At 43.5% G+C, this 25,755-nt stretch carries 24 protein-coding genes; 9 read left to right on the forward strand and 15 right to left on the reverse strand.

What is annotated here, in order from left to right:
- The first annotated feature begins 386 nt into the window (after window positions 1–386).
- Complete coding sequence (locus FTU72_RS11655) at window positions 387–752, forward strand: DNA transfer protein p32 (protein WP_034170980.1); 366 nt, start codon at window positions 387–389, stop codon at window positions 750–752.
- A gap of 68 nt (window positions 753–820) precedes the next feature.
- On the opposite strand, the gene FTU72_RS11660 is transcribed toward FTU72_RS11655, so the two are convergent.
- Window positions 821–1,315, reverse strand: a complete 495-nt coding sequence (locus tag FTU72_RS11660) for a DUF4442 domain-containing protein (protein ID WP_159123442.1) — start codon at window positions 1,313–1,315, stop codon at window positions 821–823.
- Window positions 1,316–1,432: 117 nt separating this feature from the next.
- Here FTU72_RS11660 and FTU72_RS11665 point away from each other — a divergent pair, with 117 nt between their 5' ends.
- From FTU72_RS11665 to FTU72_RS11690, 6 genes are all read left to right on the forward strand, one after another.
- Window positions 1,433–2,314 carry an alpha/beta fold hydrolase gene (locus FTU72_RS11665; RefSeq protein WP_180012050.1) on the forward strand — a complete coding sequence of 294 codons (882 nt, stop codon included), beginning with the start codon at window positions 1,433–1,435 and terminating at the stop codon, window positions 2,312–2,314.
- A gap of 97 nt (window positions 2,315–2,411) precedes the next feature.
- On the forward strand, window positions 2,412–3,779 hold the full coding sequence (locus FTU72_RS11670; RefSeq protein ID WP_159123440.1) for a Na+/H+ antiporter family protein: 1,368 nt from the start codon (window positions 2,412–2,414) through the stop codon (window positions 3,777–3,779).
- A 334-nt stretch (window positions 3,780–4,113) separates the two neighbouring features.
- Window positions 4,114–4,749 carry an OmpW family protein gene (locus tag FTU72_RS11675; protein WP_034706934.1) on the forward strand — a complete coding sequence of 212 codons (636 nt, stop codon included), beginning with the start codon at window positions 4,114–4,116 and terminating at the stop codon, window positions 4,747–4,749.
- Window positions 4,750–4,924: 175 nt separating this feature from the next.
- Complete coding sequence (locus tag FTU72_RS11680; RefSeq protein ID WP_034170983.1) at window positions 4,925–5,269, forward strand: lysozyme inhibitor LprI family protein; 345 nt, start codon at window positions 4,925–4,927, stop codon at window positions 5,267–5,269.
- Window positions 5,270–5,423: 154 nt separating this feature from the next.
- Window positions 5,424–7,343, forward strand: coding sequence for a molecular chaperone HtpG (gene htpG / locus FTU72_RS11685; RefSeq protein ID WP_180052883.1), 1,920 nt, complete (start codon window positions 5,424–5,426; stop codon window positions 7,341–7,343).
- A gap of 198 nt (window positions 7,344–7,541) precedes the next feature.
- Complete coding sequence (locus tag FTU72_RS11690) at window positions 7,542–7,814, forward strand: hypothetical protein (protein WP_180052882.1); 273 nt, start codon at window positions 7,542–7,544, stop codon at window positions 7,812–7,814.
- A gap of 70 nt (window positions 7,815–7,884) precedes the next feature.
- Here FTU72_RS11690 and FTU72_RS11695 read toward each other — a convergent pair whose 3' ends face one another.
- The 4 genes from FTU72_RS11695 to FTU72_RS11710 form a co-directional block, all read right to left on the reverse strand.
- The gene (locus FTU72_RS11695; RefSeq protein ID WP_180052881.1) at window positions 7,885–9,009 is read right to left on the reverse strand and encodes a hypothetical protein; all 1,125 of its coding nucleotides are present in this window, start codon (window positions 9,007–9,009) and stop codon (window positions 7,885–7,887) included.
- Between the two features lie 94 nt (window positions 9,010–9,103).
- Entirely contained in the window at window positions 9,104–10,522 is a 1,419-nt protein-coding gene (locus FTU72_RS11700; RefSeq protein ID WP_180052880.1) for a hypothetical protein, read from the reverse strand.
- A 9-nt stretch (window positions 10,523–10,531) separates the two neighbouring features.
- The gene (locus FTU72_RS11705; RefSeq protein WP_004781696.1) at window positions 10,532–10,711 is read right to left on the reverse strand and encodes a hypothetical protein; all 180 of its coding nucleotides are present in this window, start codon (window positions 10,709–10,711) and stop codon (window positions 10,532–10,534) included.
- Window positions 10,712–10,967: 256 nt separating this feature from the next.
- Entirely contained in the window at window positions 10,968–11,135 is a 168-nt protein-coding gene (locus FTU72_RS11710) for a hypothetical protein (RefSeq protein ID WP_166134776.1), read from the reverse strand.
- Between the two features lie 417 nt (window positions 11,136–11,552).
- On the opposite strand from FTU72_RS11710, the gene FTU72_RS11715 reads away from it, so the two are divergent.
- Window positions 11,553–11,753 carry a dodecin family protein gene (locus FTU72_RS11715; protein ID WP_179991974.1) on the forward strand — a complete coding sequence of 67 codons (201 nt, stop codon included), beginning with the start codon at window positions 11,553–11,555 and terminating at the stop codon, window positions 11,751–11,753.
- Window positions 11,754–11,808: 55 nt separating this feature from the next.
- Here FTU72_RS11715 and FTU72_RS11720 read toward each other — a convergent pair whose 3' ends face one another.
- The 4 genes from FTU72_RS11720 to ompR form a co-directional block, all read right to left on the reverse strand.
- Window positions 11,809–12,504, reverse strand: a complete 696-nt coding sequence (locus FTU72_RS11720; RefSeq protein ID WP_159123435.1) for a DsbA family oxidoreductase — start codon at window positions 12,502–12,504, stop codon at window positions 11,809–11,811.
- Between the two features lie 208 nt (window positions 12,505–12,712).
- Window positions 12,713–14,230 carry an acetyl-CoA hydrolase/transferase family protein gene (locus FTU72_RS11725; protein WP_180052879.1) on the reverse strand — a complete coding sequence of 506 codons (1,518 nt, stop codon included), beginning with the start codon at window positions 14,228–14,230 and terminating at the stop codon, window positions 12,713–12,715.
- A 205-nt stretch (window positions 14,231–14,435) separates the two neighbouring features.
- Entirely contained in the window at window positions 14,436–15,896 is a 1,461-nt protein-coding gene (locus FTU72_RS11730; protein ID WP_166134779.1) for an ATP-binding protein, read from the reverse strand.
- Between the two features lie 310 nt (window positions 15,897–16,206).
- Complete coding sequence (gene ompR / locus FTU72_RS11735; RefSeq protein WP_004781707.1) at window positions 16,207–16,971, reverse strand: two-component system response regulator OmpR; 765 nt, start codon at window positions 16,969–16,971, stop codon at window positions 16,207–16,209.
- A gap of 336 nt (window positions 16,972–17,307) precedes the next feature.
- On the opposite strand from ompR, the gene FTU72_RS11740 reads away from it, so the two are divergent.
- A complete protein-coding gene (locus FTU72_RS11740) occupies window positions 17,308–19,659 on the forward strand; it encodes a Tex family protein (RefSeq protein ID WP_180052878.1) in 2,352 nt (783 codons plus the stop codon).
- 54 nt (window positions 19,660–19,713) lie between these two features.
- Here FTU72_RS11740 and FTU72_RS11745 read toward each other — a convergent pair whose 3' ends face one another.
- From FTU72_RS11745 to FTU72_RS11770, 6 genes are all read right to left on the reverse strand, one after another.
- Window positions 19,714–20,031 carry a hypothetical protein gene (locus FTU72_RS11745; protein WP_159123431.1) on the reverse strand — a complete coding sequence of 106 codons (318 nt, stop codon included), beginning with the start codon at window positions 20,029–20,031 and terminating at the stop codon, window positions 19,714–19,716.
- Window positions 20,032–20,092: 61 nt separating this feature from the next.
- On the reverse strand, window positions 20,093–21,169 hold the full coding sequence (locus tag FTU72_RS11750) for a patatin-like phospholipase family protein (protein ID WP_180002535.1): 1,077 nt from the start codon (window positions 21,167–21,169) through the stop codon (window positions 20,093–20,095).
- A 158-nt stretch (window positions 21,170–21,327) separates the two neighbouring features.
- A complete protein-coding gene (locus tag FTU72_RS11755; protein ID WP_159123429.1) occupies window positions 21,328–22,947 on the reverse strand; it encodes an AarF/ABC1/UbiB kinase family protein in 1,620 nt (539 codons plus the stop codon).
- A 12-nt stretch (window positions 22,948–22,959) separates the two neighbouring features.
- A complete protein-coding gene (locus tag FTU72_RS11760) occupies window positions 22,960–23,673 on the reverse strand; it encodes an SCP2 domain-containing protein (RefSeq protein ID WP_179991980.1) in 714 nt (237 codons plus the stop codon).
- A gap of 14 nt (window positions 23,674–23,687) precedes the next feature.
- Window positions 23,688–24,632 (reverse strand): bifunctional demethylmenaquinone methyltransferase/2-methoxy-6-polyprenyl-1,4-benzoquinol methylase UbiE, encoded by a 945-nt coding sequence (gene ubiE / locus FTU72_RS11765; RefSeq protein WP_005232491.1) that lies wholly within the window; start codon window positions 24,630–24,632, stop codon window positions 23,688–23,690.
- 260 nt (window positions 24,633–24,892) lie between these two features.
- The gene (locus FTU72_RS11770; RefSeq protein ID WP_180052877.1) at window positions 24,893–25,597 is read right to left on the reverse strand and encodes a hypothetical protein; all 705 of its coding nucleotides are present in this window, start codon (window positions 25,595–25,597) and stop codon (window positions 24,893–24,895) included.
- Between the last annotated feature and the right edge of the window lie 158 nt (window positions 25,598–25,755).

The raw sequence follows: 25,755 nt of genomic DNA on the forward strand, positions 1-25,755 counted from the left end.
AAATCAATAAATTCACTAAAATGGCTAAGTGAAGGTAAAGAATGTTGAAGGGTGCAATCTAAATTTTCAGATAAAGTCATAAAAAAATGAGCGTATTTACATACACTCATTTTTACTACATTTTACTAATATTTGCTTAACTGACTGGCATTAACCTTCGGGTGGCTTTTTTATTTCCTAAAATTATTCATATTTATATCGCTAGAAAAGATCAGATTATCTGGTGGTTACTTGTCCTAAATATGGAGAAATCATCAATAAAACATGATCTTTCATGCGCTCTTTACAAAATAAATCATGAGGGTTTCAAGATTTAACATCTTGTTATGAATCGCTCCTTAAAATCAGGTTAATCTTAAGTCAAAGCACGAAGGAAGGCCAAGATCATGAAAAAGTTAATGAGCGTAATGGCTGTTGCAACTATCTCCACTTTTATGTTGGCAGGCTGTGAAAATATGTCTGCTAAAGATCAGCGTATTGGCGCAGCTGCGCTCGGTGGTGCAGTGGGTGGTGGTGTAGGTAACAGAGTAGGTGGTGGTGTTGGTGCAGCAGTTGGCGGTGGTGCCGGTGCAGCAGTCGGTAGTAAAGCTCAAGGTGGTTCAAACCGTAATGCGACCTATAGTGGTGTCGGTGGTGCTGTAGGTTCTGCAGTGGGTAAAAGCATCTTTGGCGGTACAGGTGGGGCTGCAATTGGTGGTGCCATCGGTGGTGGTGCTGGTGCAGCGATCGAACAGAATAACCGTCGTCGTTAATCGACAGAACTATCTTCCAGATCGATTTAAAAGCGCCTCCATGGCGCTTTTAGTTTATTCATATTTTGTTATTTAGCCTCTCGAGGCTTGCCTTTGCTCTGTTTAAGGCGGATATAAACGGTTTTTTGTACCTCAGCGATACGCACACCGGAATCATCATAAATATTAAGCTGATACTGGCGATAAACCGGACTATGGTTAGCTGCCAGTTCTTTTACTGTTTGTACTTCCTGCTTGGAAATCCGGATGTCAGCATAGACCGTTCCGCGTCCTGGTGCCAGAAACTGAATGGTAGAGCTTTTATCCCAGACAATATATTTTGGACCCAGATGGTGCATTAGTAACAACATATAAAAAGGGTCGACCATGGAATACAGGCTGCCACCAAAATGTACTCCCACAATATTCTGATTCTTGCGAGTCAGTGGCATTTTCACGCGAACGTGATAATTGGCAAAGTCCATTTCATCAATGACAATGCCTGCTCCACGATAGGGGGCATAGCGATTCAGGATAAATTTGGATAATAAAGGCAGTTGCTGAATTTTTCGTAATAGGCTCATGCGGATATTCTTTTTTCTGGTCTTGTATGCATACTAGAACAACAAAAATAAGCTGGCATTGATAAATCGTGCCTATTTCAACAATAAAAGAGTCAATCAGCGAATAAGGATACATCTATGCAAAGACATAGCCAGTGGGTAGATACCAGCGATCATCAACGTCTCTATGTGAAAACCTGGGGCGAGCCTGAACAACCAGCTTTAGTGCTGGTTCATGGTTATCCTGACCATCAGGATGTTTGGGAAGCGGTGATTTCTCACCTTGTTCAGGATTATTTTGTGGTGACCTATGATGTGCGCGGAGCAGGAGACTCCAGCGTTCCCAAGAAAATTCGGGATTATCGTCTGGAACGTCTGTGTGCAGATTTAGAGCAAGTGGTCGATCAGGTCTTGCCGGGACGAACTTTCCACCTCGCGGCTCATGACTGGGGGTCAATCCAGGCTTGGGAAGCGGTCACCGAACCTAAATTTAAAGGCCGGATTTTGTCTTTCAGCACCATGTCAGGTCCATGTCTGGATCATGCGGCTTTCTGGATGCGTGAACAGTTTAAACAGCATAAGGCCAAGTTTTTTAAACAGATGACCAAGTCTTGGTATATCGCGGTATTCCAGCTGCCTTTTATAGCGCCTACTGCATGGAATTTTTTTAATGCAGAACGTTGGGGCAAAATGATCAGCCAGCTGGAACAGCAAGATAATCTGCCGCTAAACCAGAATATTGTCAAAGATGGAAAATATGGCGTCAATCTGTATCGGGCGAACTTTTTGCCGCGTTTATCTCGACCTAGACAGCGTTTTGCGGTCTGTCCGGTACAGGCAATTGTGCTCAAAAAAGACCAGTTTGTTGGCCCGGATCTGATTGATGAAATGCCAAAATGGGTGGAAGATTTTTCCAGGGTAGAATTAAATGCCAATCACTGGGCGATTTTGAGTCAGCCGGAACAGGTGGCTCATCTAATCCATAATTTTATTCAGCAAAAATTAACAGCAACTACTTAATATGGAGATTGGGAACGTGACTCGGCAGGGATAAGTGGAAGAATTTTTATCCGGATTTTCTGATAAAATAGCCGTTTTCTCTCATTCCCAATTCATTATGTTCGCAATTCTTGCTGCTATTGGAGTCATGTTTGGACTCTCATTGGCACGTGTACCTGTGGTTTTTGCCCTGGTCATTGGTGCTGTTACGGGTGGTTTGTTGGCAGGTCTTGGCCTCCAGGGAACTTTAGACGCATTTAACAATGGTCTGGGCGGCGGCGCTAAAATTGCCTTGGCTTATGGCATCTTGGGTGCCTTTGCTTTGGCCTTGGCACGTTCCGGTTTGCCTGACTTGCTGGCCTATAAAATGATCACCACCTTAAAAGGTGAGGCATCAGAAAAGGCACAGAACAAGGTTAAATATCTGATCTTCTGTACAGTGGCATTGGCTGCCGTTTTCTCACAAAACGTGATTCCGGTACACATTGCCTTTATTCCGGTTCTGATTCCACCATTATTGCTGGTATTTAACCATCTGAAGCTGGATCGCCGTTTGGTGGCCTGTCTGCTGACCTTTGGTCTGGTGGGAACATATATGCTGGTTCCAGTCGGTTTTGGTGCCATCTTCCTGAATGATATTCTGGGCCATAACATCAATACCTTTGGTAAACCTTATGGCTTTGAGATTACTTATGACCAGATTCCCGCTGCGATGGCGATTCCGGTCTCAGGTATGTTCGTGGGTTTGCTGGTGGCCATGTTTATCAGCTACCGTAAGCCGCGTCTCTATAAAGATATCCATGTGGAACAGCAGCAAAGTATCTCTGCTGAACTGGGTGTAGAACAAAAATCAGCGAAACCGCAAATTGCCAAACTGACCATCTGGATGGCAGCGATCGCGGTGATTGCAACTCTTGTGGTACAGCTCTATTCAGATTCCATGATTCTTGCCGGTCTGGTCGGTGTCGCAATCTTGAGTTGTGCCGGAATCTTTAAATGGAAAGAAGCAGATGATGTGATCATCACCGGTATGCGTATGATGGCCCTGGTTGGCTTTATCATGATTGCCGCGCAAGGTTTTGCTGCCGTGATTGAGGCAACAGGACAGGTTCCTGCGCTGGTTGAAGCGTCGGTTGACTGGATTGGTAATAGCCAGGCACTTGCCGCCTTTTTAATGTTGTTGATTGGTCTGCTGATTACTCTGGGTATCGGTTCATCATTCTCTACCATTCCGATTCTGGCGATTATTTATGTACCGCTCTGTATTCAATTTGGTTTTAGTCCTGCAGCAACTATTGCGATCATTGGGACTGCGGCTGCTTTGGGCGATGCCGGTTCTCCAGCATCAGATTCAACTCTAGGTCCAACATCCGGTCTGAATATGGATGGTCAGCATGACCATATGAAGGACAGTGTGGTTCCAACCTTCATTCATTTTAATATTCCGCTTATCATTTTTGGCTGGATTGCAGCCATGGTTCTGTAAGTTCATTTTAATCTGCTCTGATATAAATCGGAGCAGATTTGCCTAGATTTAAAATAAATTATAAGATGTATTTAAAATATATATTTAAATAAAAAATTAATATAAACCTGATTATTTTACTCTGAATATTATTATTTTAATCTGATTAAATTACTGGGTATTCAAAACCAACCAATATAGTCAATTTAAAATAAATATTTAATAATTACATATACTTAAATAATAAATAAAATTTAGTTTTATAATATCTATTGCATAATAATTTAAGCCATGTTTATTATTAATTAAGAAATATTTTTCTTAATAATTATTCTTCCCTTGGGGGTATTTTAAAATGTTAAAGCAAGTAGCTCTAATTGCATTAATGGGTCTTTCAGCATCTGCGATGGCAGGGCAATGGCAAGTGAAAGTGGGGGCTTCTGTATTAGCGCCTACTCAGGAAACTGACCTGATTCCTGGTGTAGTTGAAGATGCTAAAGCAAGTAGCGAACTCAATTTTACTCCTTCAGTCGAATATTTCTTCAATGACAATATTTCAGCCGAATTATTATTGGCTACCCCATTTAAACATGATGTTGAGATGGCGGGTGATGTGAAAATTGCATCATTAAAACATCTACCACCAACGATTACAGCCAAATATAATTTTAAAAATTCAAGCCGCTTTACTCCATATATCGGTGTAGGTGCTACAGTATTCATTCCATGGGATGAAGAATTTAGCCAAACGGCAAAAGACGCATTAGGTGTAGCAAAGCTTGATGCAGATGTTGCTTATGGGGTAGCTGGCCAAGTCGGCTTTAACTTCCAGCCAGCGGATGCAAAAAACTGGGGTGTCTTTGTTGATGCACGTTATGCAGACTTAGATACAGATCTGGAAGCAAAGACTGCTGATGGGACAAAAATTAATTTAGGTGAATTTGGAATCGATCCTTGGGTTTATACGATCGGTTATAGCTATAAATTCTAAGCTCCAATTTTTTGGTTCACTTTTTCCAAAAGCCTCATCCTGAATGGGGCTTTTTTTCAAAATAACAACGATTTATAACGTATTGAAATTGAGCAGATTGGCAATACTCAAATATATTAAAACGAATAAAGTAAATATTAATTGAATACGACTTAATAATAAGGAAGATCAAAGCATGAGTTTTTTGTCGAAGAGTCTTTTGATCTTCAGCACGCTGTTTATTTCACAGAGTTATGCTGCCAGTTTTAATTGTCAGAAAGCGACAACCGCGACTGAGAAAACAATTTGTGAACATCGTTTGCTGAATGACGCTGATGTCAAAATGAGTACCAGCTATAACATCTTGCGCCGTATGGTGCCGATGGGAACACGTTCGGTGATTCAACGCGATCAGGTGAAATGGCTACAATTTCGTGACCGCTGTCAGGAATCTGTATCCTGCTTGAGTCAGGTCTATAATATGCGTCAGCAGCAGCTGGATCTGCATTTTGATCGTATCTATAAGATGGGACCTTATTAAGTCTTATCCATCCCATCAATTAAACTGATAAAAATGAAAGCCATAAAAATATTTTTTGCGAAAAAATTATTTTAAGGCTATTGAAAATTATTGAACTCACTCCATTCATATAGGCAACAGTTAACATCTGTATCTAAAATAATAGGAGTGATTCATGAGCGATTTAAGCGTACAAAAACACAGTTTCCAGGCTGAGGTAGCGCAGTTACTGCACCTTGTGACCCATTCGCTTTATTCAAATCCTGAAATTTTCCTGCGTGAATTAATTTCTAATGCTTCAGATGCGTGTGACAAATTACGTTTTGAAGGGATCAACCATCCTGAATATTATGAAAATGATCCTGACCTCCGCGTACGTGTCAGCCTCGATCCAGAAAATAAAACTATTACCATTTCAGATAACGGGATCGGTTTAAGCCAGCAAGAAGCCATTGAAAATTTGGGGACAATTGCCAAATCGGGTACCAAAGACTTTATGTCAAAACTGACGGGTGATCAGAAAGCTGATGCTCAGCTGATTGGCCAGTTTGGTGTCGGCTTCTACTCAGGCTTTATTGTGGCTGACAAGATTACCGTAGAATCACGCCGTGCCGGTACGGATGCCTCAGAAGGGGTGCGCTGGATCAGTGGCGGTACCGGTGAATTCGAAGTTGAACAGATCACCAAAGAAGGCCGTGGTACCGATATTATTCTGCATCTGCGTGAAGATGCGTTGGATTATCTGCAAAGCTATAAAGTCAAACAGATCATCAATAAATACTCAGATCACATTAGCCTGCCAATCCAGATGCAAAAAGAAGTCTGGCAGGAAGAAGAAGCTGCTGAAGGTGAAACACCAAAAGGCGGTCAATATGTGAAGACCGATGAGTGGGAAGCGATTAACTCGGCCAGCGCATTGTGGACTCGGAATAAATCTGAGATTACTGAAGAGCAATATACCGAATTCTATAAAAACCTGACTCATGATTTTGCTGCACCATTGGCTTGGGCGCATAACCGTGTTGAAGGTAGTACTGAATACACCCAACTGCTTTATATCCCAAGCAAGGCACCACAGGATATTTTTACCCGTGAAGCCAAAGCTGGCATCAAGCTGTATGTGAAACGTGTGTTCATTATGGATGATGCGGATAACCTGATTCCAAACTATCTGCGCTTTGTACAGGGCGTGGTAGACAGTGCCGATCTGCCATTGAACGTGAGCCGTGAATTGCTGCAGGAAAGCCGTGATGTGAAAACCATCCGTGAAGGCAATACCCGCCGTATTCTGATCACTTTGGATAATCTGGCAAAATCTGAAGATGAAAAAGATCAGGAAAACTTCAAAACTTTCTACCGCGAATTTGGTGCGGTGCTGAAAGAAGGTTTAGGTGAAGATTTCGGTAACCGCGAACGTATCTTGAAACTGCTGCGCTATGCAACTTCAACCAATGATGAAGTAAGCACTTCATTGGCGGACTATAAAGCACGCATGAAGGAAGGCCAGAAAGCGATTTACTACATTACCGCTGAAAGCCTGAATGCTGCGAAAAACTCACCGCAACTGGAAGTATTCAAGAAAAAAGGCATTGAAGTATTGCTGATGTCAGAACGCGTCGATGAATGGGCAATGAACTTCGTGCATGAGTTTGATGGTACCCCATTGCAAAACGTATCTAAGGGTGCAGTCGACCTAGGTGATCTGCAAGATGCAGAAGAGAAAAAAGCACTGGAAGCTGCTGCTGAACAGTTCAAACCTGTGGTTGAAAAGCTGACAGATTCTTTGAAAGACAAAACCAAAGAAGTACGTGTAACGACTCGTCTGGTTGATTCACCAGCCTGTCTGGTCACAGGGGAAGGGGAGCTTTCTCCACAACTGATCCGTATGCTGAAAGATGCAGGTCAGCCTGTACCGGATGTGAAGCCGATTCTGGAGATTAACCCGGAACATCCATTGGTGAAAAAACTGGAAGGTTCTGCCCAGTTTGATGATCTGGCCAATGTGATCTTTGATCAGGCAATGATTGCAGAAGGTGGTCTACCAGAAAATCCGGCTGAGTATGTAAAACGTATTAACAGTCTATTGTTGGGTTAATTTTTATATTTCAAAAATCCCTCTACGGAGGGATTTTTTATGTTCTGAATTTAGCGCTTAAAACTTGGATTCCCCTTTAATGATTTAAAAAAGCGATAGCCAGAATAAAAAAATACCTTTAAGTTTTAAATCTGAAAAATAGATAATATTTTATATATTAATTTATAATGGCGATTATTAAGTTTAGAGAATTCTCCCATGAAAAAATCACTGATGATGAGTCTGAGTACAGTCATTCTGATGTCAATGAGCACAGCCACAATGGCCGATACTGAGTCCAAAAAAGTGACTCGTAGCGATCGTATTAGTTTTCAGGCACCCATGAAAAAAGAAGCGCCAAAAGTAAAACGAATGCAGCGTACCGACCGCGCGGTATGGAATATGCCACAGATGGAACAGCCTTCTTTGCAGCAAAAACGTATGATTCGTAGTGATCGAATTGCCTTTACAACGGTTGAGCACCGCCAATAAAAACTTATTGGATTCAGACATTAAAAAGCCCATATTTTATGGGCTTTTATAGTTTCGGATTTGTTCAAATTTAGAAAATGGCCTCAAGACGTACCATCGCACCCAGATAATGGCTTCGGTCCAGTCGGTCATCATTCAGATAGTTCAGGTCGCCTTGCACAAAGAACCATTCACGTAAGAAAGGCTGTCTCCAGGACACATAAGGTCCCCAGCGATTTAAGCGTAAATCTTTATCATCCAGATAGCCGCCCGTATAGATACCATAGTTAAAGCGGTTGCCTTGGAAAAATTGATGCTGTCTGAAGGTATAGTTGTCCCAGGTCAAATCGTCTTCTTGCTCATCTGCATAGGTCAGATTTAACTGATTGGAAAAAAAGGCCTCATTGGGACGGGCATGAATCAGTTCCAGGTTAGTTCGCAAATAGTTTTCGCTCTGCAATCCATAGCGATAAATCTGTTCAGCATGAAAAGAGAAATCATTCTGCATCGCCCAGTCTTTACTGATTTTGGCTCGTACATAGATATCATCCCCAGAACGTACCCCCAGATCCAGATCGCTGTCGAAAGGTAGGCCATTTGAAAATTCTGACCAGCGGAGTGCAAGTGAGCTGTTGTTTTCGCGGGTACGGCGAATATCCAGATTTTTATCCCGGGAATTGCCAGGATTTTCATTGGTAATTGCGACATTGCTATCCAGTTCGTTATCCAGGCTGTCATCACCAAAGACCAGACTTAACTTTTGTTCCAAGGTTGGAAGCTTGATTTTTCCTCGAATCCTCGGCTTGATTTCATAGTTTTCATATTTGTCCCAGCTATTATCCAGGATGATTCGCAAAGTCGCAGTTGCTGGCTCATCCGGGTTGGTCTGGCCAAACCAGTTATCAATCTTATGTGCGGTGCGGTCTGCCCATTCACGGATTCTTTTCTGCTTTTTGTCAGCCCAAGATTTATCTTCTGTTTCTTCGGTGGTGGGCACCATCGCTTCGTCTGACTGTTCAGGTAAAATCGTAGGCGTGGCATCGATCAAGCGTGGAATCTGATCTAAAATACCTGTACCTGTACCTGTACCTGTACCTGTACCTGTACCTATAGGCTGTTCTGTTTCTGCAGGAGATGCTTCTGCCCAAACTGGGCTACTACTTAATCCCACGCCAAGTGATAGCAATAAGATTCGAGTAATTTGGTTTATTCGCATGAGTTGATTCTTGCTCTTATCGTATTTTATTTACTGCGCTAGTTTTCTAAAAAATAAGGAAAAAAAGCAAGGATAAACTACATAACTACATCAATTATTTAATGATTTGTGCCTGAATTGCCATATAAAGATCTAAAACCCGTACCGGCTGTGACAATCCTAAAACAATTTGATGAATTTTTTGCCAATTCAAATCCTTATCACGTTTGAGCATTAAATAAGGATAAGCGATTTCCTGATTGGACAATGCCAGGCGACGTTCTCCATGAATCACCCGAATTTTCTGATGTTCCTGTAGCAATAAAATTGGAGTAGAAAAATCAGCGGGCGCTTCCTCAAAATTGATAAATTTCTTTTGATGAATACACCGAGCCGGAATATAGGCATAGCTTTCCTCAGGCATCCAGACCGTTTCGGCTTGTTGCAGATATATTTCACTGAAAAGATCTATCTGATCAAGACAGGCACCTAAAGCTGCCCATGATATGGATTTTATCTCTATACAACGCCGTCCACGTTGCGTGCCCCAGTGCTGGATACAGGAATTGGCCTGCAAGAGGCTCGGTGCGCCTAAGAGCATCAGATATTTCAGACCTTGCCCTTGCTGATCGGTCTGCATGGAGAGATAAACAGGACGTGCCTGCCAGTGCTCTTCCTCGGCATAATATAGCGCTATTTCCAGATCGGCCGGTTGGGAGACAGTCGGTTGTAATTCTAGGGCACAGAGACGCCGTATAGTCGCTCCAGCATGTTCTAAGGGATGCAGCAGGGCAGAGAATTTACCTAGCTGTATAGATTCAGGAAAATTAATATTTTCATCTATTATCAAAATAGAGGATGAACTATCCGTGTTGTCTATTTCTATAGACAGCTCAGCTGTTTTAGCTTCTTCTGTTTCGCTAGTTGCTCTGTCTAAATCAGGTTTAATTGTTTTAGACAATTGAGGTGCAGTGATCTTGGTCTGGATCTGCAAACTGCCCTGATGATAACGCGCGATTTCCAGGGTAAGCGTATCGAATTCGGCATCCTGAACAGATAAAGCCGGAATATCCAGTTGGGGATCGAGAGGAAAATATGCGCCTTGTTGCTGTTGCTGTAAAAGCCAGTGATGGCAATTTGCTAATTCATCCCATTCACTATGTAAAAAATCAGATTGCTCTACAGGACCCAGCCAGATTTGCCAGCCTTGTTGTGGCTGATGCAAAAAGGCCCAGCCTGTTTCTCTATGCGCAGTCAGTGCCTGTTGCAACTGGACAGTATCCTTGAAATAACCGCGATAACGGTGATGAAACTGGGTGCTTGCTGCAAACTGATGCGCTGCCATCTCCGGCTGAACACGGGATTTAAAACTTAAAATCTGATTTTTAAAAACAGGTTCATCACAGAGATGAAAAATATCCTGGAGTCTTTTTTTGGTTCGGGCGGCTTCATATAAACTGAGGGATTTATGTTCTAATTGCTGCCCCAATTCATTTAATTCTTTAATTAATTTTGCTTTTTCTAAAGCATTCATTTTAGCTCTCTAGATATATTTGAGTGCTTTATCCAGTGACTTGGCCATGATCATATTGACTGCAAGTTCTACCAGTTTATATTCGGTAGAGTTGGGATCTGGATAACGCTCAGCCATTTCAATCAAAAAATCCACAGAAATTGCCTGCGGAGAAATTTTTCCCTGTATTAATGCTTGAAGCTGGTTCATAACAAGAAAGTCTGAAATCCATAAAAGATCAGGTTCTGATTATAAGCATCTGATTGAAAAAATACTTGATTATTTTGAGTATTTTTTAAGCGAATTTGGTAGTTGTTTTTGAATAAAAAGTGAACGAAATCAAAATAAAATAAAAAATAATGAGGTTTTTAATGCTCTTTAAATAGAAGAACAAGTTAAATTTTCGAAGCCCTGAAATAAAAACAGGCTGAATAATTCAGCCTGCTGGGAGATTTTGCTTAAAGACTTAAGCCGCTTTTTCAGTTTCTGCAGTTGCAGTATCTGTAGCTACAGTTTTAACTGGAGCTTTGCTCACAGGGAAATCTGGAAGATAAACCACTTGAGCCATTTGTGCTGAAGCTTGTAGAGAAAAAGCCATCACAGTTGCTGCGCATAAAAATTTAACAGTTTTCATAACATGACCTTTTGATATCTGGATGTTCAAGAGCTTGAACAAGGAAAAAATTAGTCTTAAATCACGTGAAAAATAATATCAAATGGCAATTAATAAAAAATGATCAAATCGGCAAGAAAAGCAACTAAATTTAGATAAAATACTCTATAAAACAATATATTAGAATATTTGCTCTAGATGGTTTTGGATTGTTTTTTATACATTTTTTAGATGTTTTAGAAGCTTTTAAGCAAACATTTATTTGTTGATTATTTAAAACTAGAGATCCAGATTTAAATTTTTTTTAAAGCAGTAAGGGCAGATCAGTATTTGTTCATTCCCTGTAAGTTTTTGCTATTACTTGTTTGCTAGGAGCTGTAGAGAAATTTAAATCGACTAAGATGAATGCTTCTATCTTCACAGAGTGAGTGTTGAATCATGGCAATTGCAAAAGTGGTAGAAGTCAATTCAAGCAGTAGTAAAAGCTTTGAGGATGCAATTCAAAGTGGCATCGCAAAAGTCACAGAGACGATCAAAAATGTTCAAGGTGCCTGGATCAATGAACAGAAAGTCGTGATTAATGACAATAAAATTACCGAATATCGTGTCAATCTAAAGATCAGTTTTCTGGTTGAATAATTCACATCATTCATAAAAAATCCCCATCTTAAATGGGGATTTTTTGATTTAGTTTTTACTCAGGCTTTGCCGGAACATCACAAGCATCTGTAGAACACTGATCAGCTGCTGGCTGTTGTTGTGGTTCCTCTAAAGCTTTTTCAAGAACTTGCAAGAAAACTTCCTTCGGCTGAGCACCCGCCAAAGCAATGCGTTGATCAAATACAAAGAACGGAACACCAGTAACTTTGAGCTGGTCACGCGCCACTTCCTGGTCAAATTTAACAAAGTCCGCAAATTCATCCGAGTCGAGTAAATCGTCCACTTCAACCGGGTTCAGGCCAATACGCGCTGCAACATCTTCCAGCGTTTCACGTTCACCAATCGGCAGGCCTTGCGTCATATAGCTATAGAAAAAAGCTTCCTGAGCTTCATTGCCCAAGCCTTTACTTTGTGCCAGGTGAATGATGCGATGCGCATTCAAGGTATTGCCAGAGTTGGCACCTTCCCAGTTAAATTCAATGCCTTCCTGTTTGGCCATGGCTGCGATATTGCGCTGCATGTCTTCAACTTCTGCCACTGAACGGCCATATTTTTGTGCCAAACGCTCAGAGTTGGAAACTTCCTGACGGACTGGCGCTTCAGGATCTAGCTGAAAACTATGCCAATGGACTTCAAGTTCAATTCCGCTTTCCTTTGCAGCAGCTTCCAGCCGTTTTTTACCAATATAGCAAAAAGGGCAGACCACATCTGACCAAATATCTACGCGCATGTCATGTCTCTAATCTTTGTCTTGTTAGAAGTATGAGGGTGAAGAACTGGAATTTAAAGCCCTGCATCCAGACTAAGTGCAGTTTTTTAATCATTCAAAATATTTAAGAAGTTAAGCTGATCAGATTCTTATGGATAGATTTGTCTTTGTTTATTTATTATTTTTCCCATAAAAAAACGCCCCGTGGGGCGTTTTCTGAAGCGGTCAATTAAGCAGTTTTGACTGCAGCTTCTACTGCAAGCATATGACCATTTTCTTCAAAGTTAGAGTGCCAAGACAATGCTTCACGAAGCAGGTGAGGTGTATGGCCACCTTTTGCACATGCACGGTCGAAGTAGTCATTCAATGCATCTCGGTACATTGGGTGTGCACAGTTGTCGATGATCGCACGAGCACGTTCACGTGGCGCCAGACCACGAAGATCTGCCAGACCTTGTTCAGTCACAAGGATATCAACATCGTGTTCTGCATGGTCGATATGTGAAGCAAACGGCACTACAGAAGAGATATCGCCACCTTTCGCGATTGATTTGGTTACGAAGATCGCCAAGTGAGCATTACGCGCGAAGTCACCTGAACCACCAATACCGTTCATCATTTTGGTACCACATACGTGAGTTGAGTTCACGTTACCGTAAATATCAAACTCAAGTGCAGTGTTTATGCCGATAATACCTAAACGGCGTACCAGTTCAGGATGGTTTGAAATTTCCTGTGGACGTAATACCAGTTTGTCTTTGTAGTGCTCAAGGTTGTTAAATACTTTTTCGCCATATTTAGCAGAAAGTGTAATAGAAGAACCTGAAGCAAACTTCATTTTACCGGCATCGATCAATTCAAACGTACAGTCTTGTAGTACTTCTGAGTACATGATCAAGTCTTCGAAGTTTGAATCTTTCAGACCCGTCAATACGGCGTTTGCAATGGAACCGATCCCTGCTTGAAGAGGTCCGAGGTTTTTCGGTAAACGCTCTTCAGCTACTTCTTTTTCAAAGAAAGCGATCAAATGGTTAGCAATGCTTTGAGTCTCATCATCTGGTGCAGTTACAGTAGATGGAGAGTCGTGCAATTCGCTGTTAAATACAATACCAACAATTTTAGATGGATCGATATTGATCGCATGCGTACCAATACGCTCATCAACTTGAGTCAATGGAATCGCTTGACGCGTTGGACGATACGTCGGGATGTAGATATCGTGCAAGCCTTCAAACGCTGGGCTTAAATTCGTGTTGATTTCAACAATCACTTTCTCGGCAAAAATTGCAAAACTTGCAGAGTTACCTACAGAAGTTGTTGGAATGATGCCGCCATCTTCAGTGATCGCAACCGCTTCAATTACCGCCACATCAGGTTTTTTCAACTGCTGGTTACGCATCTGCTCAACTGTTTCAGACAAATGCTGATCGATGAACATCACTTCGCCTTTGTTGATCGCTTTACGTAAAGTGCTATCGACCTGGAATGGTAAACGACGTGCCAATACGCCTGCTTCAGTCAGTTGTTTGTCTAGATCGTTCCCTAGTGATGCACCTGTGATCAACGTGATTTTCAGTGGATTTGCTTTTGCGCGTTGTACCAAAGCTAAAGGAACCGCCTTCGCTTCACCAGCGCGAGTAAAGCCACTCATACCCACAGTCATACCATCTTCGATGAATTCAGCAGCTTGTTCAGGGCTGATGACTTTGTTGTGTAGGGAGGCTAAACGGATACGATCTAAAGACATTTCAACTCTCATAAATTCTTAAATAATGATACGGATTGTACCGATCAAAAAATGTATTTTGCATAGGTGTTAGGCTAAGGTCTAATTTTTTAGCTAAATGTAGGTATAATGAAAAATGATGTTTTTTAAATGATTGAATTATTGAAAATTAAAATGAATTGTATAGAAATACTAAAAAGTCGTTTGTTGCTTTTATGATCACTTACTAGAAGTGATCAGTGAGCGTTTGACGAATTTTATCTAAGGTGGTTGGGGCAGCGGGTGCCTCGGAATCTGCTGTTTTCAGGGGTAAGGCGATAATGGCTTCCAGACCGCCTTCAGGCCGATTCTGGATATGCAGCTCACCTGAGTGAATATCAACAATACGCTTGACAATTGCCAGACCCAGACCACTGCCTTGTACGGTACGCGCAGAATTTCCACGAACAAAGGGTTGCATCAGTGCTTCAATCTGGTCTTCTGGAATCCCTTCACCATGATCGGCCACACTGATCATCAGTTTATGGTCCTGCACATAGGCCGCCAGCTCGATCGGTTCCGCACCATAGCGTTTTGAGTTGTTGATCAGGTTACCAATCAGGCGTTTCAGCGACATGCTGCGTACCTCAACCAGCGGTATCTCTTGAGGTGTAAAGCGAATATCAAGTGGCTTAAACTGCTTGACCAGTTCCTGCAACAGTACATTGACATTGGTTTCTTGCAGCTCTTCATCGGAACCATCCCGCATATAGGAAATGAACTGGTTCAGAATGGCATCCATATCCTCGACGTCATAAATCAGGCCTTCCTTGAGAAAGTCTTCATCCGGCATCATTTCTGCGCTAAGACGGATACGGGTCAACGGTGTACGCAGGTCATGTGAAATCCCCGCGAGCATGATTCGACGATCACGCTCGGTTTGATCCAAGGTATAAATCATCTGGTTAAAGGCATGATTCACCTGACGGATTTCCAGCGGACCATGATTGGTATCCAGATAAGGAGCGGAACCATTTTTACTATAGCTGTTTGCTGCATTCTGCAAGCGGCGTAAAGGACGGTTTAGCTGACGCACCAGGGTCAGGATAATAATGCCAGCAATGAGTGGCGTACCCAACAGCCAGCCTAGAATCAGTTCAGGACTATAGTTGGCATAGGTTTTAAGAGGCTCACGTACCCAGTTGCCATTCATTTCTGGAGTTTGAATCCAGATGCGTGGACTTGGCTTGAACTGGAAATAAACGGTTGCCTGTTCGATTCTTAATTCTTTGGCCAGTTTGGTTTCAATCTGGTTAGTAAAGAATTCGGCAATGACCTTGTCTTTTACATTCGGATATTCAGCCGGATTGGTGACATATTCGATTCCGATCCGGTTTTTGAGCCAGGTATCAATATCGACTTCCTGTTCTTTATGATAAAGACGCAGGTCCGGATTATTGAGAATTTCCAGCTCCATAGCCAAATAACGTGCATGTTGCTGAATTTCAGGTAAATAAAGTGTGCGCCAGAAAAACCAGATTGACATGAACAGGCTGAAACAGACCACAAAGACCACCAGTACAGTGGTTCGCATTGCTGCAGAGCGCGGTTTGATTTTGTCCAGAAAGCGTTCCCAAGGGGTACGTTTTTTTTCTGAGTAGCTGACAAAATCGGTAAATTTTTGTGGGTCGATGGGGTCGAGTTTCACTGAGCAATCCTGTGCTATGACTTCAGCAAATTATTATGAGTTGATTAAAAGGCCTTATCACACCGGAGTCAAACCATCTGTAATTTAGATATAGGTTGAAACCTTCGGTTCGACCTACTTTTGTTTCGGCAAAAGTAGGCAAAACCATTTTCATTCGCAAAACTCGTCAAATTGCGGCAAGTAATCAATTTATCGCAGAAACATTAGAGATGAATACCTCCTGCCTCAAACAGTTGCGAATGAATTTGTCACGTAATTAAAAACTAAATTGATAGACGGACGAATATTTTACTTTCTTCTAATAAGAAAATTATTCAGCACCATCTGGAACAAACACATAACCGACACCCCAAACGGTTTGAATATAACGCGCACGGGCAGGGTTTTCTTCAATCAAACGACGTAAGCGTGATACCTGAACGTCAATTGAACGTTCCATCGCACCCCATTCACGGCCACGTGCCAGATTCATCAGTTTGTCACGCGTTAAAGGTTCACGTGGATGCTGAACCAGCGCTTTCAATACCGCAAATTCACCAGTGGTCAGGGTCACTACCTGGCCCTCACGAGTCAGAGTACGAGTGGACAGATCCAGTGACCATGGGCCGAACGACACCACTTCCATTTGCTGGCTAGGAGCGCCTGGCACTTCACGAACTTGACGACGCAAAACTGCACGGATACGTGCCAGCAATTCATTTGGATTAAATGGCTTAGGCAGGTAATCATCGGCACCGGCTTCCAGACCCGCAATACGATCCGAATCGCTACCACGTGCAGTGAGCATAATAATTGGAATATCAATATTCGACTGGCGTAGGCGACGACAGATGCTGAGGCCGTCTTCTACAGGCAGCATAAAATCGAGCACAATCAGAGAAAACAGTTCCCGCTGTAATAGTCGATCCATCTGGGTAGCATCATGCGCAGTTTTAACGACGAAGCCTTTATCTTCAAGGAAACGTTGTAACAGGGTACGCAGACGCACATCATCATCGACAACCAGGATGCGCTCGACCCGGTCGGTTTCGGTATGTACAGCATCGGGTTTTTCAGCAGGTACCACTAAACTCATGAGGTGCTCCTTTATTCTTTATTGTCGTCATAAACAAAAAATGAAATATGCTTTGAGTATACGATTCATTACTATTAATTGACTATGCTCTAAAGCATCAAATATTGCAGTTAAAATCAAGACATAGATACCAAATATATACATCTATATGCGAAAAAAATCGTCCCGGAACAAGAATAAAAAGCAAAGTTCATGCAAACTTTAGTGGAAAAACTGGAAAACGATCGTATACGGTTATCTGAAGCTTATATAAATTAATAAAAACAATGGTGGATTTTATAGACCTGGTCTTTATAATCATGCCATTTAGTACTTATCCTTGTGGGATCAAACACGATGACTGACTTAGTTCAGCAGTTGGCAAAAGAACTTGCCGTACGTCCAAATCAAGTAGAAGCTGCCATCAAACTGATTGATGAGGGTGCCAGCGTTCCTTTCATTGCACGTTACCGTAAAGAAGTAACGCAGGGCTTAGACGATACGCAACTACGCCAGCTCGATACACGTTTATCGTATTTGCGTGATTTGTATGAACGCCGTGAAAAGGTGATCGAATCACTAAAAGAACAAAATAAATTATCTGATGATTTATTGGCACGGGTGAATGCGGCAGAAACTAAAAATGCCCTAGAAGAAATTTACGCACCATACCGTCCAAAACGTACCAGCAAATCGTTTAAAGCCAAAGAAGCCGGTTTAGGTCCGATTGCAGAAAAAATCTTTACTGAAGCCGTGGATCCAGCAGAAGCTTTAGCGGGCTTTAGCCATGAAGATTATCCAGATCAGGAAAGCCAGCTCGATGCGATCAAGCACATCCTGATTGATGACTGGGCACAGAATATTGCGTTGACCACTGAACTTAAAGCAATGTTTGCTAAAACGGCTGTGCTGAAAAGTCTGGTCGCTAGCGAAGAGAAAAAAGAAGTTGGTAAAAAATTCCGTGATTACTTCGATTTCTCTGAAAATCTGAACAAGGTACCTTCGCATCGCTTATTGGCAATGCTACGTGGCCGTCAGGAAAATGTACTGGGCCTTAAAGTAGATGGCGAAGATGATGCACCATTGGCACGTATTGAAACTGAATACAACCTGGATACCATTCAGCCGCAATCTCGTCAGGATTTCTTAAAGCAAACTGCGAAACTGTTCTGGCTTGGTAAAGTTCGTCCAACGATCGAACATTCATTATTGACTGAAAAACGTCTGGCTGCTGAAGCTGAAGCAATGCAGGTCTTTGCTGAAAACCTGCGTCATCTACTGCTTTCTGCGCCTGCAGGCGCACGTACGACACTGGGCGTAGATCCTGGTATCCGTACTGGCGTAAAACTGGCAGTGGTGAATGAATCAGGTGATGTATTGGCACATAGCACCATTTACCCATTTGCACCGAAAGATGATAAAGAAGGTTCACTGGCTGAATTGGCACGTCTTTGCCGCGAATTCAATGTTGACCTGATTGCAATCGGTAATGGTACGGCAAGCCGTGAAACTGAAGCGTTGGTTGCTGAAATGATGGCTGCAAATAGCGACCTGAAATTGACTCGTGTTTCTGTTTCAGAAGCGGGTGCTTCTGTTTATTCAGCATCTGAACTGGCTTCTCAGGAATTGCCTGAACTGGATGTATCGATCCGTGGTGCAGTATCAATTGCACGCCGTCTGCAAGATCCATTAGCAGAACTGGTGAAAATCGATCCTAAGTCCATTGGTGTAGGTCAGTACCAGCATGATGTAAACCAGACCGGTCTGGCAAAAACTCTTGAAGCAGTCGTTGAAGACTGTGTGAACTCGGTCGGTGTGGATGTGAATACTGCATCTGCTGCGATTTTGGGTTATATCGCAGGTCTGAACAAATCAATCGCGCAGCAAATCGTGGACTTCCGTAAGGAAAATGGCCGTTTTGACAACCGTCAGGACCTGAAAAAAGTGCCACGTCTAGGTGAACGTACTTTTGAACAGGCAGCGGGTTTCTTGCGTATCCAGCAAGGTTCAGAACCACTAGATGCGTCTGCAGTTCACCCTGAGTCTTATCCACTGGTATCTAAAATTGTTGAAGCGAAAGCAACCACTGTAAAAGATATTATTGGTAATACTGAAATCATTCGTCAAGTGAATGCAGAAGAGTTTGTCGATGATAAATTCGGGCTGCCAACCGTTCAGGACGTTTTGGCTGAACTGGAAAAACCTGGCCGTGACCCGCGTCCAGAATTCCGTACCGCAAAATTCCGTGATGATATTACTGAAGTGGCTCAATTGACTGAAGGCATGCAACTGGAAGGTGTAGTGACCAACGTCACTAACTTCGGTGCTTTCGTGGATGTTGGTGTACATCAGGATGGTTTGGTACATATTTCTGAATTGGCGAATGAATTTGTGGCTGATCCGCATAAAGTGGTGAAACCAGGTCAAATCGTACAAGTTCGTGTACTGAACGTCGATGTTGAACGTAACCGTGTCAATCTGTCGATGCGTCCTGAAGGTTCCGAAGCGCCAGCGAAAGCACCACGTCAACCACGCCGTGACAATGAGCAACGCGGTGAGCGCAAGCCACAAGGTAAACGTCCACAGCATGCGCGTCCGCAAGGTGATCGCCCGCATGGCAAAAAACCTCAAGCGACTAAACCACAAGAAAATAAAATTGGTGGTTTAGGGGCATTGTTATTGCAAGCAGGGATTAAAGGTTCGAAATAATCTTTAGGCTCTAAACGAAAAACCTCCCTTTTGGGAGGTTTTTTTATTGAATCTTTATGAGTTCACGATTGGAACAATCCAGCTGGTAATAATCAATAAAATACCCAGATGTCCCAGTTTACGTGTCACATAAACCAGTTTAGACGGTGGTTGTTCTAGCTGTTTAGCATACTCTTCCATGGTGATGCCTTGTTTGCCTTTACTGGTATATAAAAACACACCCAAATCCAGACAGATCAGAATGGTGCCAATATCTGCCACCAGTTCCATCAGCTCAAATTGCTGGGTATACAGCGACATGCTAACGCTATAAATTAGATAAAGTCCAAAGGCTATACATGCATATTGCAGGATCACTAAAAATTTCTGCATAAATCTCAACAGTTCAAAAAATTAAGGCAATTATACAAACAATTCGTACAGGCTGTGCCCATTACAGGCTTTGCATCACATCGGCAAAATTCTGCTTCTCGACCAGTTCCAGAAATTCATCTCCCAGGCGCTGACTTTCAGCAATACATTGCTTCCAGAGCTGAATCCGCTGAGCTTGATCCAAACCTTTTAAAGTGAAGTCTTTACGATCCGGTAAACGACCCAAAGGCAAACTTTGCAAATATTCCTGAGAGGGTGAAATTAGCAAAGTTCGTGCCTGATTTTCCGGGCTTGCCGTGCGTTTAAACAGTTTATCGAACCAGCCGGGAGTAATGCTGTCAGTAAAATGCGGATACAGCACGATGCCTTTGCTCTGGAAAGGCAGGTCAATATGATAGTCAATCAGACCGCCATCGCGATAATAACCTTGCGGTGCATCCGGAATATTATTGACTGCTGCCATCACGCCCGGAATAGAGGCAGAAGCCATCAGCCAGGACAAAACACTTTGCTCAGTCAAGGCGTGATAATGTGTAGTAAATCCATCATCGGCAATTTTAAACTGTTCACCGGTATTCGGCTGGCTGATCACACGTTGCATAAAATGGCGACTATGTTTGCGCGCCACAGCGGTAGTTCCGACAATGCCGGCCACAGAGGCGAGTAGGGGGAGCGCCTTGTCACTTTGAAAAATATGCTGGGCTTTAATCGACAATACCGTCAGATGATAATCTGGATGATTCACCAGATCAGTTTCTTTGCCTTGTACCAGATCCAGCAGCATGCCACGACAAACGTCACTGACCTCCTTACGGGTCATTTTCTTGTGAAAGTACAGATGGGTATACAAGTCGGCAAGACGTTCAGTGCCTGCTTTGGCTCCCCATGCCGCGACACTGGCAAAACGCCAGCTACCAATGGATGAGCCGACTAGCGTTCTACGCTGAGGAGCTCGTGGGAAAAACTCGCCAAAAATGGCCTGATCCAGTCCCTGAATACCAATACCTTTGGGTCCACCTGCAGCACCCGGCACAATATCGACCTGTTCGGGTTGTAAACCTTCTTTCAGAATCAGCTCACGAGCCTGATGCCCAGCGCGGATTTTCAGAGCAGGCGCATGTTTTTGTAAAATCTGCATAAAGGTTCAACCCATATTTGACCAATGAGGACATATTTTAAGCATCTGGTCACAAAGCCCAATGGCAAGATATACCCTAAGGTGACTTTGCAGTCATAGGGAAGGAGAAAAATAAAAAAACCTGAACAATGTCAGGTCTTTTAAGAAGGTTATTTCAGTTATTTTGCAATCCGCCAGACTGCGAGTACGCTTGCCAGTACGATCAAAATCACTGACACAAACCATGGTGAAATGATCGCAATTGAAAGCAGGATAGCCATGATGCTGCCAAAAATCCAGCTACGCTTTTGCTGATGTTCCATTTGCAGGCGCATGCTTTGCAATTCATTGAGCTGCTTGGCATGCCAGGCGGACTGGTTTTTTAGACCGTTCAGGCTGTCGATCATCAGGGTCGGTAAATCCTGCGCGCCCAAAAGCAGATCCGGGATTTTTTGTCCGAGTTCCTTGATATTCTTTTGCGGATTCATCTGGGCTTTGACCCAATCGGTGAGGATCGGTTTAGCCAGACTCCAGATATCCAGCTCAGGATATAAGTCTGTTCCCAGACCTTCCACATGCACGAGTGTTTTCAATAGCAACATTAGCTGTGGCGGGATTTCCAGATGGAAACGACGGGCGATGTCCATGACCTGAATCAGAATCCCGGCAAAGTCCAGTTCATGCATTGGCTTGGAGACCATTGGACCCACGGTACGACGCATTTCGCGTGCTAGTGCGTCCTGATCAGTACCTGGTGGAATCCAGCCCGCCTGATGCACAATCTGAATCAGCTGCATGAAGTCACTGTTCATGACCGCCAGCAGCATACGTGCTACCGTCATCTGGTCATGCTTGGACAGCTCTCCCATAATCGCGCAGTCCAGCGCAATAAAGCGCGGATTGGCCGGATTGATAGTTTCTACAAAGACATTGCCTGGATGCATGTCCGCATGGAAGAAGTTGTCGCGGAAGACCTGAGTAAAGAAGATAGTTAAACCTTTACGTGCCAGATCTGCACGGTCCATACCCAGTTCATCAAAGGTGGCAATATCCGAAATCGGAACACCGGTAATCCGTTCTGCTACCAGCACGTCCTTACTGTCCATATAGACTTCAGGAACATACATCATGCTGGAGCCAGTGAAGTAATGACGCATACGGCGGGTATTGTCCGCTTCCAGAGTCAGGTCCAGCTCATTCAGAATGATCTGGCGATAGTCCTGAATAATTTCAGACAAGTGTAGGGCACGTGCTGCTTCCAGACGTTTTTCCAGAAAATCACCCAGCCAGCTTAGAATTTCAAAATCCTGCAAGATCTGCTGTCGAATATTCGGACGGGTCACTTTGACCACCACTTCACGGCCATCGTGCAGGGCTGCAGTATGCACCTGTGCAATCGAGGCGGCTGCCAGCGGCTGAACATCAAATCGGGCGAACAGGGTATTTACATCGGCTTTTAAGGATTCCTGAATACGCATCTTGGCGACATCATTATCAAAGGGCTTAACCTGATCCTGTAATAGAACCAGTTGTTGCAGCACTTCAGGCGGAATCAGGTCACGACGGGTCGAAAGTAACTGACCCAGCTTGATCGCCAGCGGCCCCATTTCTTCCAGTGCCAGTTTCAGCTTGAGCGGGTTTTTACGCTCACGGCTAGACCAGGCTGCCGGATGCATACGAATTAAAGATAAAATGTGCCGGGCTTTTTCAGGAAGTTCTTCCGCAGGAAACAACGTGTCGAGTCTATAGTGCGCGGCGATGCGCCAAAGTTCGAGTAAACGTGAAACATGCGGAATCATAAAGCGGTGTACCTAGTATTGAGAAGGAATATGAGGTGTAGCAGGAGTAAATGGCTGATCAGTAGAATCGTCAGATTCAATCTGTGCCTGAAGCTGACGGATTTTGGCTTCGACGCGATCCAAATTCTGGTTCAGGATACGGGTATCCTGATTCAGGTCATCCATTTGCCAGCGCGGGGCAAAAAGGCCACTATCTTCTTTCAGGGCATCTTTAGCGAAAAATAATTGGCTTTGCAAAGTGCGTTTTAAATGCTTCGGAGCCAGCTGCAACTTGCCAATTTCATGTGCCAGAGCAGGGCCAATCCAAGGACTCAAATGCGCCGCCAGATCAGGTTCAGCCTGCTGCATAATACGCTGGATTTCTTGCAGAATTTTATAGTCACCTTGCAGCGGAATATTACCGACTTCATCAGCAAGCAGCAGTTTAAGCAGCTCTACGACATTATTCACCTGTAGCGTCGCCGTTGCTTCAGGAATTTGAGTACTATTGGCTTCATAAGGGCGCTGTTCAAAAATCGAAGATTCTTCAGTATGACCGGTTGGCGTTGGTTCCAGACGAACCTTGCCCTCATCAAAGAAGACATCGACGGACAGTTGCGGTGAGGCAATGACCACCCGCAGCATTTTGCCGGCTAAAGCATTGAGCTGAATGCGGGTAATCGCATCCAGATCAATCATATGATGAATCAGGCGTTCAACAGCACCGAGAGCGAGAAGTGACCACATATCGGGTACGACCCTTAAAGCTTGAAGCCACGGTGAACGGCAACGATACCGCCGGTCAGATTGTGATAATCACAGTTCTGGAAGCCAGCATTTTCCATCATGCCTTTTAAAGTACGCTGGTCTGGATGCATACGGATTGATTCAGCCAGGTATTTATAGCTTTCTGAATCATTTGCCACGATTTTGCCCATGATTGGTAAAGCAGTGAATGAATACAGGTCATACAGTTTTGAGAATGGCTCAAAGACTGGTTTAGAGAATTCCAGAATCAGTAAACGACCGCCTGGCTTAAGCACGCGATACATGGCTGCCAGTGCAGCATCTTTATCGGTGACGTTACGCAGACCAAAAGAAATCGTTACCAGATCAAAGCTGTTGTCGGCAAATGGCTCTAGAGTTTCTGCATTCGCCAGAACGAAATCAACATTGGTACAGCCGGCATCAATCAGACGGTCACGGCCAACATTCAGCATGGATTCGTTAATATCAGACAGTACTACATGACCGGTAGGGCCCACTTCACGGCTAAATACTTTGGCCAGGTCGCCTGTACCGCCTGCAATATCCAGCACATGCTGGCCACGGCGCACGCCTGACATATTAATCGCAAAACGTTTCCACAGACGGTGAATGCCGAATGACATCAGGTCATTCATGATGTCGTATTTGCTGGCCACCGAATGGAATACTTCAGCCACTTTCTGGGCTTTTTCGTCACTACTCACAGTCTTGTAGCCGAAGTGCGTGGTTGGACCGACGTTACCGGTATTGGCACCGCGTGGCAGGTTATATTTAGGGACAGTTCCAGTCACAGGCGTATCGGTCAGGCGTTGTTCTAGAGATTGTTGCTGACCTTGTGGAGCGCCTTGCGGAAGCGGAGTGGTTAAGAATGGGCTCACTTTGTCTGTCTGTTGTGCCGACTCGGGTGTAGGGGTAGGCGTTTGATTTTCATTCGACATTGGAGTCACTCCTAACATATCAATCGGGTTAATCTTGCATTGCCTGCATAATGACAGATTCTTGGATGTTATTCAGCAATCATGATGCAATTGTTATGAATAATATACAGAAAAATAGGAATATGGGCGGAAATCTTCACTGCCAGTGATCGAATAATTCATATGATTTATCACTGGCGATGGCCTGCCCTAAAGACCTGAAAATATCAGGATCAGGCAGGACCGCAAGCCTTCCTCATCATGGATGGGAAAGGAATCTACTATTGGAATGGCACTGGATCGCCTGAATGCACCTTATCAATAATGCCGCGTTCAATCGCAGTAAAGTCATGTACGAATTTTTCTGCCGATTTTAACGGTTTCATGGCCTGGAAACCGTCCTGCATAAACTCATACATCACCTGAAAATGATATTTATTGGCTGCGCCTTTACACATCTTGAAGGCGGTATAAACCACAAAGGAACGCATATATTTATCCAGGCTGACACCCAGCTGATCCAGCAATGCCAGCTGTTTCAAGCGCGCCTCACCCTGATCCAGTTTCAGATAGGTCACACGCATCATTTCATCGGTCAATGGTGCGTTGGCAGGATAATCCTCTAAAAGCTGGATTGCGACCTGTTCATCCAGCTGTACCGCCAGAATCGCCAGTTCGACACCTGAGGTTCCGGTTTTCAGGGCATTTTCCGGAATCATTTTTTCTGCCTTGTGCGCATATTTCATCAGTCGGGCAATCTGTTCGGCCAGTGCGTCAAAGTCTGGGCCGCCATAGAGCCGATTCAGGAAATATTCGGCCATCAGCTGGTTATTTTTTTCAGAAAAATGCTGATGATGGCTACGCTGCATCCGTGCCTTTTGCCATGCCTGCACATCCTGTAAACGGCTTAAAATTTCAGGCTGAGTATGATATTTCAGCTGATAATACTGTTCTAAGAGTTCATCTAATCGGGCAAGTTTGGACATGTATTTTCAAATATGATTTTTCGATCTCAGAATCTTAGAGGGTGTGGCGCAATCTCGCTATGACAAATTGATCAATGATTCCTTATTTGAATGTCAATTTGCTGTTTAAACAGACAATCTAATCGTGTGAAAAACGTTGCTAACGCTATTTTTGCGTT

Origin of the sequence: Acinetobacter sp. YH12137 (assembly GCF_013418535.1) — a bacterium.
In the GTDB taxonomy this organism is placed as follows: domain Bacteria; phylum Pseudomonadota; class Gammaproteobacteria; order Pseudomonadales; family Moraxellaceae; genus Acinetobacter.

Coding starts and splice junctions, on each gene's coding strand:
- FTU72_RS11725 (WP_180052879.1), bottom strand. CDS start 14,230: ATGTCTTTAGATCGTATCCGTTTAGCCTCCCTACACAACAAAGTCATC.
- FTU72_RS11740 (WP_180052878.1), top strand. CDS start 17,308: ATGACTGACTTAGTTCAGCAGTTGGCAAAAGAACTTGCCGTACGTCCA.
- FTU72_RS11755 (WP_159123429.1), bottom strand. CDS start 22,947: ATGATTCCGCATGTTTCACGTTTACTCGAACTTTGGCGCATCGCCGCG.
- FTU72_RS11660 (WP_159123442.1), bottom strand. CDS start 1,315: ATGAGCCTATTACGAAAAATTCAGCAACTGCCTTTATTATCCAAATTT.
- FTU72_RS11720 (WP_159123435.1), bottom strand. CDS start 12,504: ATGCGCGTAGATATTTGGTCAGATGTGGTCTGCCCTTTTTGCTATATT.
- FTU72_RS11700 (WP_180052880.1), bottom strand. CDS start 10,522: ATGAATGCTTTAGAAAAAGCAAAATTAATTAAAGAATTAAATGAATTG.
- FTU72_RS11680 (WP_034170983.1), top strand. CDS start 4,925: ATGAGTTTTTTGTCGAAGAGTCTTTTGATCTTCAGCACGCTGTTTATT.
- FTU72_RS11655 (WP_034170980.1), top strand. CDS start 387: ATGAAAAAGTTAATGAGCGTAATGGCTGTTGCAACTATCTCCACTTTT.
- FTU72_RS11745 (WP_159123431.1), bottom strand. CDS start 20,031: ATGCAGAAATTTTTAGTGATCCTGCAATATGCATGTATAGCCTTTGGA.
- FTU72_RS11750 (WP_180002535.1), bottom strand. CDS start 21,169: ATGCAGATTTTACAAAAACATGCGCCTGCTCTGAAAATCCGCGCTGGG.
- FTU72_RS11675 (WP_034706934.1), top strand. CDS start 4,114: ATGTTAAAGCAAGTAGCTCTAATTGCATTAATGGGTCTTTCAGCATCT.
- FTU72_RS11710 (WP_166134776.1), bottom strand. CDS start 11,135: ATGAAAACTGTTAAATTTTTATGCGCAGCAACTGTGATGGCTTTTTCT.
- FTU72_RS11670 (WP_159123440.1), top strand. CDS start 2,412: ATGTTCGCAATTCTTGCTGCTATTGGAGTCATGTTTGGACTCTCATTG.
- FTU72_RS11690 (WP_180052882.1), top strand. CDS start 7,542: ATGAAAAAATCACTGATGATGAGTCTGAGTACAGTCATTCTGATGTCA.
- FTU72_RS11770 (WP_180052877.1), bottom strand. CDS start 25,597: ATGTCCAAACTTGCCCGATTAGATGAACTCTTAGAACAGTATTATCAG.
- FTU72_RS11665 (WP_180012050.1), top strand. CDS start 1,433: ATGCAAAGACATAGCCAGTGGGTAGATACCAGCGATCATCAACGTCTC.
- ompR (WP_004781707.1), bottom strand. CDS start 16,971: ATGAGTTTAGTGGTACCTGCTGAAAAACCCGATGCTGTACATACCGAA.
- ubiE (WP_005232491.1), bottom strand. CDS start 24,632: ATGTCGAATGAAAATCAAACGCCTACCCCTACACCCGAGTCGGCACAA.
- htpG (WP_180052883.1), top strand. CDS start 5,424: ATGAGCGATTTAAGCGTACAAAAACACAGTTTCCAGGCTGAGGTAGCG.
- FTU72_RS11715 (WP_179991974.1), top strand. CDS start 11,553: ATGGCAATTGCAAAAGTGGTAGAAGTCAATTCAAGCAGTAGTAAAAGC.
- FTU72_RS11705 (WP_004781696.1), bottom strand. CDS start 10,711: ATGAACCAGCTTCAAGCATTAATACAGGGAAAAATTTCTCCGCAGGCA.
- FTU72_RS11695 (WP_180052881.1), bottom strand. CDS start 9,009: ATGCGAATAAACCAAATTACTCGAATCTTATTGCTATCACTTGGCGTG.
- FTU72_RS11760 (WP_179991980.1), bottom strand. CDS start 23,673: ATGTGGTCACTTCTCGCTCTCGGTGCTGTTGAACGCCTGATTCATCAT.